Below are 21,925 nucleotides of genomic sequence, written 5' to 3'. Positions count from 1 at the left end.
GCTGTTGTTCGATCACTTCGCTGAGGTACAGCGGATCCTTGTGCCCGCCCGGACGGGCCATCACCAGTCGCGCGCCGGTCATCAGCGGCCAGAAAAACTCCCAGACCGAAACGTCGAAGCTGAACGGCGTCTTTTGCAGCACTGAATCTTCAGCCGTCAGGCGATAGGCGTCCTGCATCCACAGCAAGCGGTTGACCACCCCGCTGTGCTCGTTGATCACGCCTTTCGGTTGGCCGGTCGAGCCCGAGGTGTAGATCACGTAAGCCGTGTGCTGCGGAGTCAGCCCATCGACCGAAGGGTTATCAGCCGACAATGATTGCCAAGTGTCGTGATCCAGATCGACTACCGGCACCGCCACCTCACCCAGCAAGGCGCGAGTCGAGCCCTGCACCAACACCGCCGACGGCGCGCTGTCCTTCAGCATGTAAGCCAGACGCTCCAGCGGATACGCCGGATCCAGCGGCACATAACCGCCGCCGGCCTTCAGGATCGCCAGCAGCCCGACCACCATGTCCAGCCCACGCTCGACACAGATCGCCACCCGCGCATCCGGGCCCACGCCCAAACCGCGCAGGTGATGGGCCAGACGGTTGGCCCGAGCATTCAGCTCGGCATAACTCAGTCGCTGTTCACCGGAAAGCACCGCCACAGCCTGCGGCGTGCGCAAGACCTGCGCCTCGAACAAACCGTGGATGCTTTGCTGAAGGTCATAGCCAACGTCGGTCGCGTTGAAGTCGAACAACAGCCGCTGCCGCTCAGCCCCCTCAAGAACCGGCAAGCGATTCATCGCCTGCGTCGGTGCCTGTTCCAGCGCCTCAACCAATCCCACCAACGCCGATTGCATGTAATCGCAAATCCGCTGCGCACCGATGTCCGTCGGCACCATGGCAATCAACGAGAAACCGTTGCCCAGGTCATCGACATTCAGGCTCAGTGGATAGTTGGTACGTTCTTCACTGCTCAGGGTCTCGATGCCTTGCCAGGCCTGAATCACGCTGTCCGAATGCTCTGAACCATGGCTGTGCCGGTAGTTGAGCATCGCGCTGAACAACGGCGACGTCGCCGCAATCCCGCTGCAACGCTGGGTCAATGCCAGCGAAGCATGCTCATGCCCCAACAGTGCGGTGAGACGCTGATGCGTCGCCTTGACCGCTTCGCGCACCGGGGTCTCCCCCAGATCGACCCGCAACGGCAAGGTGTTGATGAACATGCCCAGCGCACGGTCAGCGCCCTGGCCACCCTGCATCCGGCCCATCAGCACGGTGCCGAACACCACATTGTCTTGCCCGGAGGTCGCCGCCAATACCTGGGCCCACGCGAGGTGGAACAGGCTGGCCACGCTGATGCCCAACTGCCGCGCCTGACTGCGCAGGCGCAGGTTCAGGCCGTTGTCGAGTTCTTGCTGCACTTCCTCGATGCCGCGTCCGTCGCCACGCACATCGCGCAGGTTGAACGGCAAAGTCGGCTCGGCGATGTCGCCGAGCATGTCGCGGAAGAATGCTTCATGTTCCTGCTCCGTGACGCCCAACCGCGCCTGCGCCACGTAATTGCGGTACGGCACCGCCGCCGGCAACGGCTCGTCGGCCCCGCGCAGGTACGCCTGCATTTCGTGGCGCACCACTTCCAGCGCGGTGTGGTCGAGCACGATGTGATGGAACAGCAGCATCGCCACCACCCGGCCATGGGCCGGATCACGGGCGAACACCAGGCGCAGCAACGGCGCCTGAGCAATGTCGAGGCGGTAATGCCGCGCATCGAACCGGGCGTGCAGTTGTTCAAGAATGTCGCCGGCCGCAGGATCGAGCGAAACCTCCTGCACCACGAGCTCAGCCTGACGCCACACGGCCTGCACCGGCACGCTCAAGCCTTCCCACACCACGCCCGTACGCAGAACATCATGGCGGTCAATGACGTGTTGCAATGCCGCGCTGAAACGCTGCAGACGCTCAAGGCTGTCGAACGCCAACCGCGATTGCAGCAGGTAGGGATCGCCTTCTCCCGCACTCAAGTGGTGATAAAGAATGCCTTCCTGCAACGGCGCCAGCGGATAGATATCCTGCACGTTGGCAGCGCCACCCGGCACGCTGGACACCACACGGTCGATGGCGGCTTGATCCAGCGACACCAGCGTCAGCATGTCCGGGGTGATGTGGGTGCAATTGGCCGCGATGCGATTGGCCGGCACTTCGATTTCCCGCCCGCTGCCCACGGCGGCGGCCAGTGCGGCCAGGGTCGGCTGACTGAACAGCACACGCACGTCGGTGCTCAGGCCGATCTGACGCATGCGTTCGATCAGGCTCACCGCCAGCAGCGAGTGCCCGCCCAGTTCAAAGAAGTGATCGTGACGCCCGACCCGCTCGACCTTCAGCACCTCAGCCCACAACCGGGCCAGGGCGATTTCGGTCTCGCCGACCGGCGGCTCGTATTCACGCACCAGCACCGACTCGGCACCGGGGGCCGGCAGCGCCTTGCGATCCACCTTGCCGTTGGGGCTCAGCGGCAGGCTGTCGAGCGCGACGAATGCCGACGGCACCATGTAATCCGGCAAGCGTGCGAGCAAGTGTTCGCGCAACGCCTCGATCCCAGGTTGCCCGGCCTCGGCGTGCCAGGTGAAGTACGCCACCAGACGTTCCTCACGCACCAGCACCACGGCTTCACGCAGGGCCGGATGGCTGAGCAGTTGCGCTTCGATTTCACCCGGTTCCAGGCGCAGGCCACGCAGCTTGACCTGGAAGTCGTTGCGCCCGATGAATTCGAGCTGGCCATCGGCGCGGTAACGCACCAGGTCGCCCGTGGCGTACAGCCGATCGCCAGCCACGAACGGGCTCGGGGTGAACCGTTCGGCCATCAATTGCGGCAGGCCCAGATAGCCCCGCGCAACCCCGGCACCACCAATGAACAACTGACCGATGACGCCCATAGGCACCGGCCGTTTGGCAGCGTCGAGTACGTAGAGACGGGTGTTGTTGATCGGCCGTCCGATCGGCAACGCGCTGTCCGGTACCGCCATTGACGGCTCCAGCGTCCACACCGTGCTGTCGACCGTGGCTTCAGTCGGGCCGTAAACGTTGTGCAAACGCACTTGCGGCAAACGCTCGCGCACAAGGCGAGCCAGCGCCGGCGTCAGGTCGCCGCCGCCACAGAACACATCGGTGAGGCTGCTGCACTGGCTGACGTCGTCCTGCTCGAGGAACTGTTGCAACAGCACCGGCACGAACTGGATCACGCTGACCCGCTGCTCGCGAATCACCTGCGCCAGATACGCCGGTTCGCGGTGCCCGTCGGGACGCGCCAGTACCAGCCGCAAACCGGCGCTCAATGGCCAGAACAGCTCCCAGACCGAGGCATCGAAACTGAATGGGGTTTTCTGCAACAGGGCGCCGTCCGTCACGGCGGGACACAGCTGCGAACTCCAGTGCAGCAGATTGCCCACGCCGCGATGCTCGACCATCACGCCTTTCGGCGCCCCGGTGGAACCGGAGGTGTAGATCACGTAGGCCAGGTTCGAAGCGCTCAGGCCCAGCACTTGCGGGTTGTCATCCGGGTTGAATGTCCAATGAGCCTGATCCAGATCGATCACCAGCGCGGTGCTCTCATCCAGCAACTCACGCGTCGCACCGTGCACCAGCACCGCTACCGGCGCGCTGTCCTTGAGCATGTAATCCAGACGCTCTGCCGGGTACGCCGGATCCAGCGGCACATAGGCACCGCCCGCCTTGAGGATGCCGAGCAGACCGACCATCAGCTCCAGCCCGCGCTCGACGCAGATCGCCACCCGCGAATCCGGCCCCACGCCCAGTTCGCGCAGATGATGGGCCAGTCGATTGGCCTGTGCGTTGAGTTCGGCGTAGGTCAGCCGCTGTTCACCGGCCTGCAACGCGATGGCTTGCGGCGTGCGCTGCACTTGCGCCTCGAACAGCCCATGAACGGTGTGCTCCAGATTGTCTGCGGTCCCGGTGACGTTGAGGTCGTAAACGACATGCTGACGCTCTGCGCTGTCAAGGATCGGCAAGCGGTTCAGCGACTGATCCGGTGCCTGTTCCAAAGCATTCGCCAGTGTCTCCAGCGCGGTCTGCATGTAGTCGCAGATGCGCTGCGAACCAATGCTCGCCGGGGTCATGGCGGTGAGCACAAAACCGCTGCCCAGATCATCGACACCCAGACTCAGCGGATAGTTGGTGCGTTCTTCGCTGCTCAGGGTCTCGATGCCTTGCCAGGCCTGACGCAGGTTTTGCTGTTGCGCCTCGTCGGCGCTGTGCCGGTAGTTGAGCATCGAACTGAACAGCGGCGAAGGCGCGGCCACGCCGCTGCAACGCTGGGCCAGCGCCAGTGACGCGTGTTCATGGCCGAGCAGCGCACTGAGCCGCGCATGCGTCGCCCGAGCCCCTTCGCGCACTGGCGTATCTCCGAGATCGACCCGCAGCGGCAAGGTGTTGATGAACATCCCCAGCGCCCGGTCGGCCCCCTCGCCGCCCTGCATCCGGCCCATCAGCACCGTGCCGAATACCACCCGCTCCTGCCCGGACGTCGCCGCCAGCACCTGCGCCCAAGCGAGATGGAACAGGCTGGCCACGCTGATGCCCAGTTGCCGCGCGAGGCTGCGTAGACGCTGGCCGGTGGCGGCGGTCAGGGCCTGTTGCGTTTCCTCAATGTCGCGACCGTCACCTTGTACATCCTGCAAGCCGAACGGCAGGGTCGACTCGTCGATGTCGCCGAGCATGTCGCGGAAGAACGCCTCGTGCTCCTGCTCGCTGACGCCCAGCCGCGCCTGCGCCACGTAGTTGCGGTAAGGCACGGCCGCGCCCAGCGAGGCTTCGCGCCCTTGCAGGCAGGCGAGCATTTCGTGCTGCACCACGTCCAGCGCGGTGTGATCCATCACCACATGGTGGAACAGCAACATCGCAACCACCCGACCGTGGACCGGATCACGGGCATACACCAGACGCAGCAGCGGTGCCTGGCTGATGTCGAGCCGGTAGTGCCGGGCATCGAAACGCCCGTGCAACTGCTCGAGGATGTCGCCATCCGCCGGATCAAGCACGATCTCCTGCACCGGCAGCTCGACTTGACGCCACACCACTTGCATCGGCTCGGCCAGTTCCTGCCAGATCACCGCCGTGCGCAGGATGTCGTGACGGGCAACAACCTGGCGTAGCGCGGCCGCGAACGCTTCCACACGTTCGACGCTGTCGAAGGCCAGCCGCGATTGCAGCAGGTACGGATCGCCCTGCTCCGCGCTCAAGTGGTGGTAAAGGATGCCTTCCTGCAACGGTGCCAGTGGGTAAATGTCCTGCACGTTCACAGCACCGCCGGGCACCGTGGCAACAATGCGGTCAATGCTCGGCTGATCCAGTTCCGCCAGGCTCAACAGGTCCGGGGCGATATGGATGCAATCAGCAGGAATGCGATTGGCCGGCACTTCGATTTCGCGACCGCTGCCCACCGTTGCGGCCAGTGCAGCCAGCGTTGGCTGGCTGAACAGCACACGCACGTCGCTACTCAGGCCGATCTGACGCAGGCGTTCGATCAGGCTCACGGCCAGCAGCGAGTGGCCGCCCAGTTCGAAAAAGTTGTCGTGGCGTCCGACTTTTTCCAGTTTCAGGACATCGGCCCAGATCTGCGCCAGCGCGGTTTCCATCGGGCCTTGCGGGGCTGCGTATTCACGGCTGAGCCAGGCGTTCTGATCCGGTTCCGGCAAGACCTTGCGGTCGAGTTTGCCGTTGGCTGTCAGCGGCAAGGCGTCGAGTCGCACGTAAGCCGCCGGGATCAGCGCTTGCGGCAAACGGGTTTGCAGATGATTGCGCAGGGCTTCGATATCGGCCGGCGCACGCTCGGTGAACCACGCCAGCAACTGCCCGTCGCGCACCAGCGCCACCGCGTCCTGCACCGCCGGATGGCTGGCCAGCGCCGCTTCGATTTCCCCCAGTTCAACCCGCACGCCGCGCAGTTTGACCTGATCGTCGTTGCGACCCAGATACTCGATATTGCCGTCCGCCAGCCAGCGTGCAAGGTCTCCGGTGCGGTACATCCGCGCCTGCGGCTGATCGCTGAACGGATCAGTAAGGAAGCGTTCGGCAGTCAGATCGGGACGGTTCAGATAACCCCGCGCCACGCCAGCGCCGGCGACGTACATCTCGCCCGTGACACCTACTGGCACCGGACGTTGCTGGTCATCGAGCAGATAGATGCGGGCGTTCGCCATAGGCCGGCCGATGTGCAGCGGCTGGCCGACTTCCACCGGGCCGGACGTGGCGACCACGGTGGCCTCAGTCGGGCCGTAGTTGTTGATCACTGCGAAGGTTTGTGCACGGTTGAACTGACGCAGCTTGTCGCCACCGATCAGCAAGGTACGCAAGGTCGGGTGTTGCAGCTCGCGGCTGAAGGCGTATTCGGCTACCGGCGTCGGCAGGAAGCTGACCTGCAACGGCTGCGCGCGCCACCAGTCGAGCAACTCGTCCAGGTGCTCGTTGCTCACCGTTTCCGGCGGCAGGTGCAACGTCGCGCCGACGCACAACGCCGGCCAGACTTCCCAGGCCATCGCATCGAAGCCGAACCCGGCCACGCTGGCGGTGTGGCTGCCGGCGTGCAGGTCGAAAGCTTCGGCGTGCCAGTGCACAAGGTTTTCCAGGGTCGCGTGTTCGACCATCACGCCTTTCGGCTGGCCGGTGGAGCCCGAGGTGTAGATCACGTACGCAAGATTTGCCGGAGTCAGGTACGGCAGTTGCGGGTTGCTGTCGGGCAGGTGTTGCCAGGCGTCGCTGTCCAGATCGATCACCGGCATCATGCCCAGCAGCTCCCGGGTCGAAGCCTGTGCGAGCACGGCCACCGGATCGCTGTCCTGCAACAGGTAGGCAATGCGTTCCGCCGGATGCGCAGGATCCACCGGCACATAACCGGCGCCGGCCTTGAGAATCGCCAGCAGGCCGACCAGCATCTGCGGGCCACGACGCACGCAGAGCGCGACGCGGTCGTCCGGTTGCACGCCTAGACCGATCAAATGATGGGCCAGTCGGTTGGCACGCTGGTTGAGCTGCCCGTAGGTCAGCTGTTGCGCACCTTGAATCACGGCGAGGGCATGCGGGTTGCGCTCGGCCTGCACCTCGACCATTGCGTGAATCGTCGCGCCACGGGGATAGGCCGTGACCGGTGGATTGAAGCCGTCGACCAGACGTTCCAGCTCCGCAGTCGAAAGGATCGGCAAGCGGTTCAACGGTTTTTGCGGCGTCTGTTCCAGCGCCTGCACCAGTTGCTCCAGCGCGGTGTGCATGTAACTGCAAATCCGCTGCGCGCCGATCTGGCTGACCGCCAGCACCGACAAGGCAAAGCCTTCGCCCAGATCGTCCACGCTCAGGGTCAGCGGATAGTTGGTGCGCTCTTCACCACCGAGTTTTTGCACGCCCTCCCAGATGCCCTGCCCGTTTTGTGACGGCTGCGCAGGGGCGCTGTGGCGGTAGTTGAACAAGGCGCTGAACAACGGCGACGACGCCGCGACACCACTGCAACGCTGGGCCAGCGCCAGCGAAGCATGTTCATGCCCGAGCAATGCCGTCAGCCGTGCGTGGGTCGCTTTGACTCCTTCCCGCGCGCCGGCGCCGATATCGATGCGCAGCGGCAAGGTGTTGATGAACACCCCCAGCGCCCGGTCGGCACCATCACCACCCTGCATCCGCCCCATCATCACCGTGCCGAACACCACATCGCGACGGTTCGACAGCACGCCCAGCACCTGCGCCCAGGCCAAGTGCATCAGGCTGGCCGCGCTCACGCCCAGTTGTCGCGCCTGTTCACGCAAGCGCAGATTGAGTTCGGCAGCCACCGGTTGCAGCGCTTCCTCGACGCCGTGACCGTCGCCCTGCACGTCCCGCAGACCGAGTGGCAGGGTCGGCTCATCGATGTCGCCGAGCATTTCGCGGAAGAACGTTTCGTGTTCCAGCTCGCTGAGCCCCAGGCGTGCCTGAGCCACGTAATTGCGATAGGGAATCGGCGCCGAAAGGTGATCGACCTCACCGAACATCACACCGCGCATTTCCTCGACGATCACTTCCAGCGCCGTGTGATCGAGGATCAGGTGATGGGACAGCAGGATCGCCACCACGCATTGCTGTTTCGGATCTTCGGCATAGACCATACGCAGCAGCGGCGCCTGGCTGATGTCGAGGCGGTAGTGACGGGCGTCGAAACGCTCGTGCAACTGCTTGAGGATGTCGCTCTGCGCCGGGTCCAGCGTCACGTGCTGAACCACCAGTTCGGCGTGGCGCCACACCACTTGATGAGGGGTGGCGAGACCTTCGTGGACAACGCTGGTGCGCAGGATGTCGTGGCGAGCGATGACCTGCTGCAAGGTGTCGGTGAAGGTGCGCAGGCGCTCGACGCTGTCGAAGGCCAGCCGCGATTGCAGCAGGTACGGGTCGCCCTGCTCCGCGCTCAAGTGGTGATAAAGGATGCCTTCCTGCAACGGCGCCAGCGGATAGATTTCCTGCACGTTGGCAGCGCCGTCCGGCACGCTGGCGACGATCCGGTCGATGCTGGTCTGATCCAGTTCGGTGAGGCTCAGCAGGTCCGGGGTGATGTGGGTGCAACCGGCAGGAATGCGGTTGGCCGGCACTTCGATCTCCCGACCGCTGCCCACCGCCGCAGCCAGCGCGGCCAGGGTCGGCTGACTGAACAGCACGCGCACGTCGGTGCTCAGGCCGATCCGGCGCAGGCGCTCGATCAGGCTCACCGCCAGCAATGAATGGCCGCCCAGTTCGAAGAAGTTGTCGTGGCGACCGACTTTTTCCAGCTTCAGGACATCCACCCAGATCTGCGCCAGCGCGGTTTCCACCGGGCCTTGCGGGGCTTCGTATGCCTGGCTGAGCCAGGCGCTCGGGTCCGGCAGCGGCAAGGCCTTGCGGTCGACCTTGCCGTTGTTGTTCAACGGCAACGCATCGAGCTGCACCCAGGCCGAGGGCACCATGTATTCCGGCAGGCGCGCTTGCAATTGTTCGCGCAAACTGGCGCTGTCCACGCCCTTTTCGGCGGTGAAATAGGCTACGAGGCGCAATGGTTCCTGGCCGTCCTGACGGGCCAGCACGATGGCTTCCTTGACACCGTCGCAGTTCAGCAGGCGATTTTCGATTTCCCCGAGTTCGATGCGGAAGCCGCGGATCTTCACCTGATCGTCGTTACGGCCGATGCATTCCAGTTGGCCCGGCGCGAGCCAGCGTGCGAGGTCGCCGGTGCGATACAGCAGCGCGCCCGGTTGCTCGCTGAATGGGTCTTGCAGGAATTTCTCGGCAGTCAGATCCGGGCGACTCAGATAGCCCAGCGCCACGCCTTGCCCGCCGATGTACAGCTCGCCGGTCACGCCCATCGGTACGGGTTGCTGACGGGCGTCAAGCACGTAGACCTGGGTGTTGGAGATCGGGCCGCCAATCGGCACGCTTTCGGCGGTTTCCGACACTTCGCGCACTTCAAACGTCGTGGCGTAGGTGGTGGTTTCGGTTGGGCCATAGCAGTGGATTATGCGCAGGTCCGGCGCCTCGGCGAGCAAACGGCGGAAGGCCGCCGGGTCGGCGCGTTCACCGCCGCAGAGCACAATGCGCAGGCCCTTCAGTGCCTCGGGGATCAGTTGAACGTACTGGTTGAACAGCGCGGTGGTGACGAACAGGATCGTGGCGCCCGAGGCCGCCAATTCCTGTCCGAATGCGTGAGGATCAAGCAAGGTCGCGTGATCGATCACTACCACTCGCCCGCCGTTGAGCAACGGGCCCCAGACGTCCATGGTGCTGGCATCGAACGCCGGGTTGGAGGCAAACGCCACGCGGTCCTGCGCATTGAAATCGGCGTAGCCGTTGTTGATCACCAGCCGACCGATCGCCCGGTGCGGCACCATCACACCCTTCGGCGTGCCGGTGGAACCGGAGGTGTACATGATGTAGGCCACGGATTCCGAAGACTGCGGCAGGTCCGGATTGTGCGGCGGTTGCGCATCGAGTTTCAGCGCATCGAGGTCGATCCGGCGCACGGCGTAATCAACCGTCTCAGTGCTCAAGGTCAACAGCACTTTCGCCGAGCTGTCCTCAACCATGAACGCCTGACGCTCGCCCGGAGCGTTGATATCCAGCGGCACATAAGCCGCCGCGCACTTGCCGATGGCCAGTTGCGCAGCCAGCAGATCCAGCGAACGCGGCAGCAGAATCGCCACAGGGTCGCCCGGTTGCACGCCCTGCCCGATCAGAAAGTGGGCCAGTCGGTTGGCCCGTTGATTCAGCTCGTCATAGGTCAACGCCGCGTTGCCATGCACCGCCGCCACGGCTTGCGGATGCAGTTTCACTTGCAGTTCGAACAGACCATGAACCGTCGACCCCGACGGGTATTCCCGCTGGGTAGCATTGAACCCGACCAACAACTCCCGACGCTCATCTGGCGGCAAAGTCGACAACTGATCGACGCCCCGTTGCGGCGTCTGCTCCAGCGCCTGCACCAGACTGTCGAAGGCAACATTGATGTACTCGCAGACCCGCGCACCGTCGATGCCCGGCACCGCTTGCACGCTCAGACGCAAACCTTCGCCAAGGTCATCGACGCTGACCACCAGCGGATAGTTGCTGCGCTCGCGGGAGCTGAGCAATTCAATGCCACCCAGCGTCAGCCCCGCAGCCTGCGGCGCGCTATGGCGATAGTTGAGCAACGTGCCGAACAGCGGCAGCGAGCCGGAAACCCCGCTGCAACGCTGGGCCAGCGCCAGTGACGCTTGCTCATGCGCGAGCAATTGCGCCAGCCGTTCATGGGTGGCAAGCACACTTTCGCGCACCGCTGTGGCGGTCACGCTGACTCGCAGCGGCAAGGTGTTGATGAACAGGCCCAACGCCCGGTCGGCACCCTCGCCACCCTGCATCCGGCCCAGCAGCACCGTACCGAACACCACCTCGTCCCGACCGCTGATCTGCGCCAGGACCTGTGCCCAGGCCTGGTGCGCCAGACTCGCCACACTGATGCCGAGCCGCCGCGCCTGCTCGCGCAGACGCAAGGCCAGTGCGGTGTCCAGCGTGAGCTGGCTGTCGACCACGGCGCTGCCGTCGCCGTGCACGTCCTGCACGCCGAACGCCAGGGTCGGCTCGTCGATGTCGCCGAGCATGTGGCGGAAAAACTCTTCGTGCGCCTCGGCATTCGCGCCAAGCCGAGCCTGCGCGACGTAGTTGCGGTATTGCACCGGGGTCGCCAGTTCGGCGGCGTGACCGTGCAGCACGCTGTTCATCTCGCTCACCAGCACTTCCAGCGCGGTGTGATCGAGCATCAAGTGGTGCATCAGCAGGATGCCGACCCAACGTTGTTGCTGCGGATCCTCGGTGTAGGCGAAGCGCATCATCGGTGCGCGGCCCAGATTCAGACGATAGTGCCGCGGGTCGAAACGTGCCTGCATCTGTTGCAGCACGTCGCCTTCCAGTGCCTCGTGATCTGCTCGTTCAAGCGCCAGTGGCGCCGCACGCCAGACCACTTGCACCGGTTCTTCGAGGCCTTCCCAGACCACGCTGGAACGCAGGATGTCGTGGCGCGCGATCACCACGTTGACGGCGCGCACGAACGCCTTGATCGATTTGATCCCGTCAAATACGAATTGCGCCTGCAACACATAAGGATCGCCCGCAGTCGCGGCCATGTGGTGATACACAATCCCCGCCTGCAACGGCGCCAGCGCATAGATGTCCTGCACATTGGCGACCCCGCCAGGGACGCTTTCCACTACCCGGTCGATGCCGGCCTGATCCAGTGAGGCCAGGGGCAACATGTCTGGCGTGATGTGTTGGCAGTCAGGGGTGATGCGATTGACCGGCACTTGAACGCTGGACGACGCGCCCAGGGTGGCCGCCAGCCCCGCCACGGTTGGCCGACCGAACAGGACGCGCACGTCGCAGCTCAATTCCTGCTGGCGCATGCGCTCGACCAGCTTCACGGCCAGCAAGGAATGGCCGCCCAGCTCGAAGAAATTGTCATGACGACCGACCCGCTCGACGTTCAGCAAGGCTTGCCAGATTTCGGCGATGCGGCATTCCACATCACCGACCGGCGCCTCATATCCGCGCAACATCTGACTGCTTTGATCCGGTGCCGGCAAGGCTTTGCGGTCGAGTTTGCCGTTGGGGCTCAGGGGCATGGCGGCGAGATGAACGAACGCCGTCGGCACCATGTAATCCGGCAACTGCTCCAGCAGATGGCTGCGCAGTTCGCCGATCTCCAGCGGCCCGCCGGTGTAGTACGCCACCAGCCGAGGATCGCCAGCCACGTCTTCGCGCACCAGCACTTCGGCCGCAAGCACGGTAGCGAGTTGAGTCAGGCGCGTCTGAATTTCCCCGAGTTCGATACGCAGGCCGCGAACCTTTACCTGATCGTCATTGCGACCGAGGTATTCAAGGTTACCGTCGGCCCGGTAGCGGCACCGGTCACCCGTGCGGTACAGCCGCGCGTTCGGCTGATCGCTGAACGGATCGTCGAGGAAGCGCTCGGCGGTGAGCGACGCAAGGTTCAAGTAACCCCGCGCCACTTGCACGCCGCCGATGTACAACTCACCGGCCACGCCCAACGGCAGCGGTTGCAGTTGTTCATCGAGAATGTACAAACGGGTATTGCTGACTGGCCGACCGATAGGCAACAGCGCCTCTGGCACCGGCATCGATGGCTCCAGCGTCCACACGCTGCTGTCGACAGTGGTTTCGGTCGGGCCGTAGACGTTATGCAAGCGAACCTGCGGCAGACGCTCGCGCACCTGGCGGCCCAGCTCTGGCGTCAGCTCGCCGCCGCCACAGAAAACATCCGTAAGGCTGGTGCATTGGCTGACGTTTTCCACGTCGAGGAACTGTTGCAACAACGCCGGGACGAACTGGATCACGCTGATGCGCTGCTCCTGCACCACTTGCGTCAGGTACGCCGGTTCGAAGTGCGCATCGGGACGCGCCAGCACCAGACGCAGGCCGGCCGTCAGCGGCCAGAACAGCTCCCAGACCGAGGCGTCGAAACTGTAAGGGGTTTTCTGCAAAAGGGCGCCGTCCGCCACCGGCGGGCAAACCTGCGAGCTCCAATGAAGCAGATTGCCCAGGCCACGGTGCTCGACCATCACGCCTTTCGGCGTGCCGGTGGAGCCGGAGGTGTAGATCACGTAGGCCAGGTTCGAAGCGTTCAGGCCCGGCACCTGAGGATTGTGCTCGGGATAGTCCTGCCAGTGATCCTGATCGAAATCGAGCAACGGCACGCCGCCCGCCTCGACCAGCGCCCGGGTCGCGCCGTGCGCCAGCAGCGCCACTGGCGCGCTGTCCTTGAGCATGTAGTTCAGGCGTTCCGCCGGGTAGGCCGGATCCAGCGGCACGTAAGCACCGCCAGCCTTGAGAATGCCCAGCAGACCGATCACCAGTTCAGGTCCGCGCTCGACACAGATCGCCACCGGCGTATCCGGCCCGACACCCAACTCGAGCAACCGATGAGCCAGGCGATTGGCCCGCATATTGAGTTCAACGTACGTCAGTGACTGCGCGCCGGACTGCAACGCGACGGCCTGCGGCGTACGCTCGACCTGCGCCTCGAACAGACGGTGAACGGTCTGTTCCAGATCGAGATCGACGTGACTGTCGTTGAAGCCCACCAGCAATTGCTGCCGCTCGTGTGCCGGCAAAACGGGCAACTGGTTGATCGGCGTCTCGGGCGATTGCTCCAGGGCATCGAGCAAGGCGTCTAGAACGGTTTGCACGTATCCGCAAACGCGTTCGGCGCCAATGCCGCTCGGAGCGATGGCGGACAACCGGAAACCACTGCCCAGATCATCGACGCTCAGGGTCAGCGGATAGTTGGTCGGCTCCTTGCCACTCAACACCTGGACACCGGGGGCCAGGTCGATCACCTCGGCAACGTCACCGACAGCACTGTGACGGTAATTGAGCATGGCGCTGAACAACGGCGTCTGCGCACTCAACGCGCTGCAACGCTGGGCCAATGCCAGCGAGGCCTGTTCATGAGCGAGCAAGGCGCTCAGCCGACGGTGCGTGGCGAGCACGCCGTCGTGGACGCTTTGCGCCCCGACATCGACCCGCAACGGCAAGGTGTTGATGAACATGCCCAACGCCTGCTCACCGCCGTCGCCCGCCTCCATTCGTCCGAGCAACACGGTGCCGAACACCACCGAGGTGCGCCCGGACAACTGGCCCAACACCCGCGCCAGCGCCAGGTGCATCAGGCTCGCCACGCTCACACCGAGTTGCCGCGCCTGCGTGCGCAGTCGCAGGTTCAGTGCGTCGCCGAGCATCAGTTGCGCATCTTCGAAGTCCTGTCCGCCGCCGTGAACATCCTGCAAGCCCCACGGCAACGTCGGCTCGTCGATATCGCCGAGCATCTCGCGGAAGAACGCTTCGTGGGCCTGCTCATCGAGCGCCATGCGCGCCCGCGCCAGGTGATTGCGAAACGGCACCGCCGGCGCGACCTGTTCGGTCTGCCCTTGCAGCCAGGCCTGGATTTCCCGGCGCACCACGTCCAGCGCAACGTGGTCGATGATCATGTGATGGAACAGCAGCAGCGCCACGATCCGGCCCTGCGCCGGATCCCGGGCGAACACCAGACGCAGCAGCGGTGCCTGTTGCAGATCGAGGCGCAAATGACGGGCGTCGTAGCGCGCCTGCAACTGACTGAACACATCGGTGGACGTGTCGGCTTCCACCTCTTCGCAGACCAGCGGCGCCTGGCGCCAGACCACTTGCACCGGCTCGTCCAGGCGCTCCCAGACAAACGAGGTACGCAGAATGTCGTGACGGTCGATCACCCATTGCAGTGCCTGGGCAAATGCATCGAGGCGCTGGTGATTGTCGAAGGTGAACTGCGCCTGTTGCACATACAGATCGCCTTCGCCAGCCGCCAGGTGCAGATACAACATGCCTTCCTGCAATGGCGCCAGCGGATAGATGTCCTGCACATTCGCCACGCCGCCCGGCACGGTGGCGACGATGCGGTCGATGGCCGGCTGATCCAGTTGCACCAGCGGCAGCATGTCCGGGGTGATGCGCAGCGCCGGACTCGACCAGTCGCCGCCGTGGCTCGCCACCAGCTCCAGCAACTGCGCCTTGTGTTTGGCGAGGCTGTCCCACAACGCATCGTCGAGCGCGTCGTCGTTGCCCAGAATGACCAGGTCTTCATCGTCCTGTTGAAGGCGGATCGCATGGGTGGAAATAGCAGCCATCAGCTCGCGAAATTGCATGGGGGTAACCTGCTGTAAATTCGGGAAAAAGGAGCGCGCAGCGGCGAGTCCGTGCGGTCGCGCGCAGCCTGGAAAAACTAAAACATCGGGGCTTGGGTGTCTGACATGGGAAGCGGGGACAAGCCCCGTGACCGATCAGTCACGGCGCCGATCCGCGGGAACCGCGAGTCGGCGCCGGTGTCGGCTCAGAGCCGGCGTTTGCGGTTGAGCGTCGGTATGGTGGTTGGCGGCACTTCCAGCTGTTTTGCCTGGTCCGAGGTTTGCGCCGCCAGCGCGGCCAGAGTCGGCTGGCTGAACAGCGTCCGCGCATCGACGTGCAGCCCGGCCTGACGCATGCGGGCCACCAGGCTGACCGCCAGCAACGAATGCCCGCCCAGCTCAAAGAAGTGGTCATTGCGCCCGACCTGCTCCAGTTGCAGCACTTCGGCCCAGATCTGCGCCAGCCGGATTTCGACTTCGCCCTCGGGCGCCTCGTAGCGGCGACTGAGTACCGCCTCCGCTCCCGGTGCCGGCAAGGCTTTGCGGTCGACCTTGTCGTTGGGAGTCAGGGGCAACGCGTCGAGTTTTACGTAAGCGCCCGGTGCCATGTACTCCGGCAAACGCTCCAGCACATGGGCGCGCAAGGTTTCGATGGGGGGCGCGTCGAAGCCTTCGCGCCCGGTGAAATACGCCACCAGCCGCTCGTCCCGCACCAGCACCACTGCTTCACGCACGGCCGGATGCTCGATCAGCCGCGCCTCGATTTCCCCAGGCTCCAGACGCAGGCCGCGCAGCTTGATCTGGAAGTCGTTGCGGCCGAGGAATTCGAGGTTGCCGTCCGCCCGGTAGCGCACCAGATCGCCGGTACGGTACAGGCGATCACCGGCCACGAACGGGCTGTCGATGAAGCGCTCGGCCTGCATCTGCGACAAGCCCAGATACCCCCGCGCGACCCCGACCCCGCCGATGTGCAGGTGGCCGCTGACGCCGAATGGCACCGGTTGATCGTGGGCGTCCAGCACGTAGAGCCGGGTATTGCTCAGGGCCTTGCCGATTGGCACCACGGCCTCCGGCACCGGTTGGTCCGGTTCCAGTGTCCAGCCAGTGCTGTCGACGGTGGTTTCGGTCGGGCCGTAGACGTTATGCAGGCGCACCCATGGCAGGCGCTCGCGGACACGCCGGGCCAGTGCGGCGGTCAGTTCGCCGCCACCGTTGAGCACGTCGGTCAGGCTGGTGCACTGGCTGACATCGTCCTGTTCGATGAACTGTTGCAGCAGCGCCGGCACGAACTTGACCACGGTGATCTGCCCTTCGCGAATCACTCGGGTCACATAGGCCGAATCGCGATTGCCGTCGGGACGCGCCAGCACCAGCCGCAGGCCGGAACACAGCGGCCAGAAAATCTCCCACACCGAACTGTCGAAGCTGAACGGCGCCTTCTGCAACAGCGCGCCGTGCTCGGTCGGCGGGCTGATCTGCGAGCCCCAGTGCACCATGTTGCAGGCGCTTCGGTGTTCGATCATCACGCCCTTCGGCGTGCCGGTGGAGCCCGAGGTGTAGATCATGTAGGCCAGGTTTGAAGCGCTCAGACCCGGTATTTGCAGGTTTTCAGTCGACGCGTGCTGCCAGGTGCAACGGTCGAAATCGATGACCGGCACACCCGGATCGCCCAACAAATTGCGAGTAACGTCATGGATCAGCACCGCCACCGGGGCGCTGTCCTGCAGCATGTAATGCAGGCGTTCCAGCGGATAGTCGGGATCCAGCGGCACGTACGCGCCGCCCGCCTTGAGAATGCCGAGCAGGCCGACCACCAGGTCCAGGCTGCGTTCGACACAGATCGCCACCCGCGAATCGGGTTGCACGCCGTGCTCGCGTAGATGATGCGCCAGACGGTTGGCCTGTTCGTTCAATTGGCGATAGGTCAGTTGTTGCTCGCCAGCCTGCAATGCGATGGCGTCCGGCCTGCGCTGGACTTGTTGCTCGAACAACACCTGAAGCGGCTGATCGAGCGGGCAATCGACTTCGCTGGCATTGAACTCGACCAGCAATTGCTCAAGCTCTGCTGCCGGCAGTATCGGCAAGCGATTCAGCGGCTGTTGCGGTGCCTGCTCAAGGGTATCGACCAGTGCCTGCAACGCGGTCTGCACGTAGTCGCCGATGCGCCGGGCACCGATGCTGATAAGGGTCCGCGTGGTGATCTGCAAGGCGTTGCCCAGATCATCGACGCTCAGGGTCATCGGGTAGTTGGTGCGCTCTTCGTTGTCCAGGGTCTGGATGCCTTGCCAGGCTTGGTCCGACGCCGATTCCTGGGCCTCAAGGTCGGTGTGCCGATAGTTGAGCAACGCACTGAACAGCGGTGCCGGTGACGCAACGCCGCTGCAACGCTGGGCCAGCGCCAGTGATGCATGTTCGTGCCCGAGCAAGTCGGTCAGTCGGCCGTGGGTGAGCTGAACCGCCTCCTGCGCGCTCCGGTCCATGTCCACCCGCAATGGCAAAGTATTGATGAACACCCCGAGTGCCCGGTCCGCGCCCTCGCCGCCTTGCATGCGACCCATCAACACGGTGCCGAACACCACGTGTTGCTGCCCCGAGGTCGCCGCCAGCACCTGCGCCCATGCCAGGTGAATCAGGCTGGCCACGCTGACGCCGGCCTGCCGCGCCTGAAGGCGCAATCGCCGGTCCAGTTCAGGCTCAAGCGTGCGTACGGCTTCATCGATACCACGCCCGTCGCCCTGCACGTCCTGCAAACCGAACGGCAGGGTCGGTTCGTCGATATCGGCAAGCATCTCGCGGAAGAACGCTTCATGTTCCTGCTCGCTGACACCGAGTCGGGTCTGGGCCACGTAATTGCGATACGGCACCGCTGGCGGCAGCGGTTCATCGAGCCCCAGCAGGTTGGCGCGCATTTCATGGCGCAGGACTTCCAGCGCAATGTGATCCAGCGCCAGGTGATGGAACAACAGAATCCCCACGATCCGCCCGTGGGCCGGATCGCGCGCATACATCAGCCGGATCAGCGGCGCCTGACAGACGTCGATGCGATAACGTCGGGCATCGAAGCGCGCGTGCAGTTGCGCGAGGACATCGCCCTCGGCCGGATCGAGGGTGATTTCCTGCACCGGCAATTCGGCTTCGCGCCAGACCACCTGCACCGGGTTGGTCAAGCCTTCCCAGACCACGGCGGTGCGCAAAATATCGTGGCGCGCCATGACCTGACGCAGCGCCGCCGCATAGGCCTCGACCCGCTCGACGCTGGCGAACGCCAGTTGCGATTGCAGCAGGTATGGATCGCCCTGCGCGGCAGTGATGTGGTGATAAAGAATGCCTTCCTGCAACGGCGCCAACGGATAAATATCCTGCACGTTGGCCGCCCCGCCCGGCACCGTGGCGATGATCCGGTCGAGGGTGGCCTGATCCAGTTCAACCAACGGCAACAGGTCCGGCGTGATCCGCGTGCAACCTTGCGGAATGCGGTTGGCCGGCACTTCGACCTCGCGGCCACTGCCCACCGACGCGGCCAGTGCCGCCAGGGTCGGCTGGCCGAACAGCACGCGCACATCGCTGCTCATGCCGAGCTGGCGCATGCGTTCGATCAGGTTGACCGCCAGCAACGAGTGCCCGCCGAGTTCAAAGAAGTGATCGTGACGCCCGACCTTTTCGACTTGCAGCACCTCAGCCCAGATCTGCGCCAGGAGGATTTCGACGTCGCCTTGCGGGGCCTCGTACTCGCGGCGGATCAATGCCTCCGGCCCCGGTGCCGGCAACGCCTGGCGATCCAGTTTGCCGTTGGCCGTCAGGGGCAACGCCGTCAAGCGTACGTAAGCCGATGGCAGCATCGCGCTGGGCAGACGGGTCTTGAGGTGAGCATGCAGCTGCGTGATATCCAGCGGCTGGCGTTCGGTGAACCAGGCCAGCAATTGCCCGTCGCGTACCTGCACCACCGCATCGCGCACGGATTCATGGCGGCTCAACGCCGCTTCAATCTCGCCGGGTTCGATGCGCACCCCACGGATTTTCACCTGATCGTCGTTGCGGCCCAGGTATTCGATAGTGCCGTCCGGGCGCCAGCGTGCGAGGTCGCCGGTGCGGTACATCCGCGCGTTGGGCTGGCGGCTGAATGGATCGTCGAGGAAACGTTCGGCGGTCAGCTCCGGCCGGTTGAAGTAACCCCGTGCCACCCCGGCGCCGCCGACGTACAGCTCACCGGCCACGCCAATCGGCACCGGGCGTTGTCGGTCATCCAGCAGATAGGCCGTGGCATTGCTCACGGGTTTGCCGATGTGCAGCGTCCGGCCTGGCCCGATTCGGCCCGAGGTAGCGACCACCGTCGCTTCGGTCGGGCCGTAGTTGTTGATCACCGCGAACGTCTGCTCGCGATTGAACTGACGCAGGCGATCACCGCCGATCAGCAGCGTGCGCAGGGTCGGGTGTTCGACGTGGCGACTGAAGGCGTATTCGGCAATCGGGGTCGGCAGGAAACTCACGTCCAGCGGTTGCGCGCGCCACCAGTCGAGCAGCGCGTCGATGTCTTCGCCACCGTCACGAGACGGCGCCAGGTGCAGGGTCGCGCCGACACACAGGGCGGGCCAGACTTCCCAGGCCATGGCGTCGAAGCCGAAGCCGGCAAGGCTTGAAGCGTGGCGACCGGCCCACAGATCGAAGGCTGTGCAATGCCAGTCGACCAGATTCGATAACGTGTGATGTTCGACCATCACGCCCTTGGGCTGGCCGGTGGAGCCGGAGGTGTAGATCACGTAGGCCAGGTGCGCGGAGGTCAGCCCCGAGACGTCGGGGTTGAGATCGTTGATCGGCCAGCCGCGCGAATCGATTTCGATCAGCGACACGTCCAGCACCGGCAAGCGTTCGCGCAAATCGCGCTGGGTCAGGACCATGGCCGGAGCACTGTCGCGCAATAAATAGCTCAGGCGTTCCGCAGGATGGGCCGGATCGACCGGCACGTAACCGGCGCCGGATTTGAGAATCGCCAGCAGCGCGACCAGCGTGTCCAGCCCTCGTCGGGCGACCAGCGCCACACGGTCGTCGGGTCGCACGCCGAGCCCGATCAAATGATGGGCCAGGGCGTTGGCCTGTCGGTTCAGCTCGGCATAGGTCAGCTGCTGTCCCAGGGATTCAGCCGCTACCGCGTCCGGCCGCGCCGCCGATTGCGCTTCGATGCGCTGGTGAATGGTCAGGTCTTGGGGGAATTCAACGCGCGTGTCATTCCATTGCTGTAGCAACGCCGATTCGGCCGGCAGGCTCAGGCTGAAGTCGCCCACTGCCAGCGCCGGTTCTTCAAGCCCCTGCTCCAGCACCCACAGCAAGCGCCCGCTCAGCGCCGCGACTTCGTTGGCGTCAAAGTAGGCCTCGTTGTACACCATGTAGAGACTGTCCTCGTCGTCGCCCCGGCTGCTGCGCAAGTGCACGGACAGCGGCGTACCCTCTTCGTGGTTCGACACTTTGACCACCCGCCCCTGTGCTTCGCCATAGCGATATTCATGGGCGTCGCGCTCATAGGACACGGTCACTTCGAACAGCTGCGAGCGATCCTCGCGCAGCAAACCGAGGGCGCGGTTCATCTCGCTCAAGGGAAAACGCTGGTGGCGGAAGTCTTTTTTCAATTCGTCGTGAATCGCCTTGACCAGCGTCTTGAATGACAACTCGCGACCAAACCCCATGCGCACCGCGCTGACCTGGGTGAACAGCCCCAGGGTCGATTTGAACCGGGCGCCGGAACGGTTGAGCAGCGGCACGCCCACCACCCATTCGTCACGCTGGGCGCTGCGGCTGAAGTACACATGGATCGCTGCCAGCAACACGTGAAACGCCGACGCACCGTACTCTCGGGCCACCTGCTTCATGCGCTCGTGCAAGCGAGCCGGAAACACCTGCGAGAAAATCCGGGTGGGTGCCGCAGCGCCGGCAAAGCGCTCCTGGTAACGCGGCAACAACAGCGGCTCGGGACGGTGCTGGTATTTGTCCAGCCAATACGCACGGTCGCGGGCATAACGGGCGGACTGAAAATACCGCGCATCGTCGCGGATGAAATCGACATAGGACGGCGCCGAATCGGGCGGCAGTTGCCCGAGCGCGAGCGCGTTGTAGATCTCGTCGAGGGACTTGAGCATCTCGCCGAACCCCCAGCCATCAACGATCAAGTGATGGGCCTGGAGTGAGAGCCAATGACGGTCGTCATCGAGCCAGAGCAGACTAAACCGAAACAACGGACCGCCATCCAGCGTAAACAGCTGCTCGATGTTTTCCTGCGTCAGTTGGCGCGCTGCGGCGTATGGATCGGGATGGCTGCGTAAATCGTGCACCGGCATCGGCACCGGCATCGATCGCGCGAAACGCTGCAATGGCAGCCCATGCTCGCCGGCCCCCGGCAGCAGGCTGGTGCGCATGGCGTCATGCCGGGCCACGAGCCCCTCGAGAGCTGTCTGCATCAGCGCCGGATCCAGCGGCCCGGTCAGTTCGACATAGCCACCGATGTTGTACATCGGCGAATTTCCCTGACGCAATTGATCGAGCCAGATATCGCGCTGGGCAGCGGTCAGCGGGAAAGCCTCGGAAATCGCGGACAGACCGTCCGCCGCGTCGGCAGCAAATTGGTTCATAAGATCCATCTCACGTGATTTGGCGCGTATTCAAGCATCGGCCCTGAAACCCGCATGACACGTGAAACCCGGACAACTTCCCTCTCTTCGTACAACCCTGTGAACCAACAGCGTC

The 21,925-nt window shown here is 64.3% G+C and carries 2 protein-coding genes; both read right to left on the bottom strand.

Annotated features, from left to right (window positions below; genetic code table 11):
- On the bottom strand, window positions 1-15,214 hold a 15,214-nt coding region (locus QRN46_RS25975; protein ID WP_502942410.1), incomplete at its 3' end, for a non-ribosomal peptide synthetase.
- A gap of 185 nt (window positions 15,215-15,399) precedes the next feature.
- Entirely contained in the window at window positions 15,400-21,810 is a 6,411-nt protein-coding gene (locus QRN46_RS25970; protein ID WP_285358145.1) for a non-ribosomal peptide synthetase, read from the bottom strand.
- Between the last annotated feature and the right edge of the window lie 115 nt (window positions 21,811-21,925).

The sequence above is a fragment of the Pseudomonas sp. lyk4-R2A-10 genome (assembly GCF_030209075.1).
In the GTDB taxonomy this organism is placed as follows: domain Bacteria; phylum Pseudomonadota; class Gammaproteobacteria; order Pseudomonadales; family Pseudomonadaceae; genus Aquipseudomonas; species Aquipseudomonas glycinae.
The sequence above is the reverse complement of the archived record's forward strand: the minus strand, read 5'-3'. Positions and strand labels throughout refer to the sequence as shown.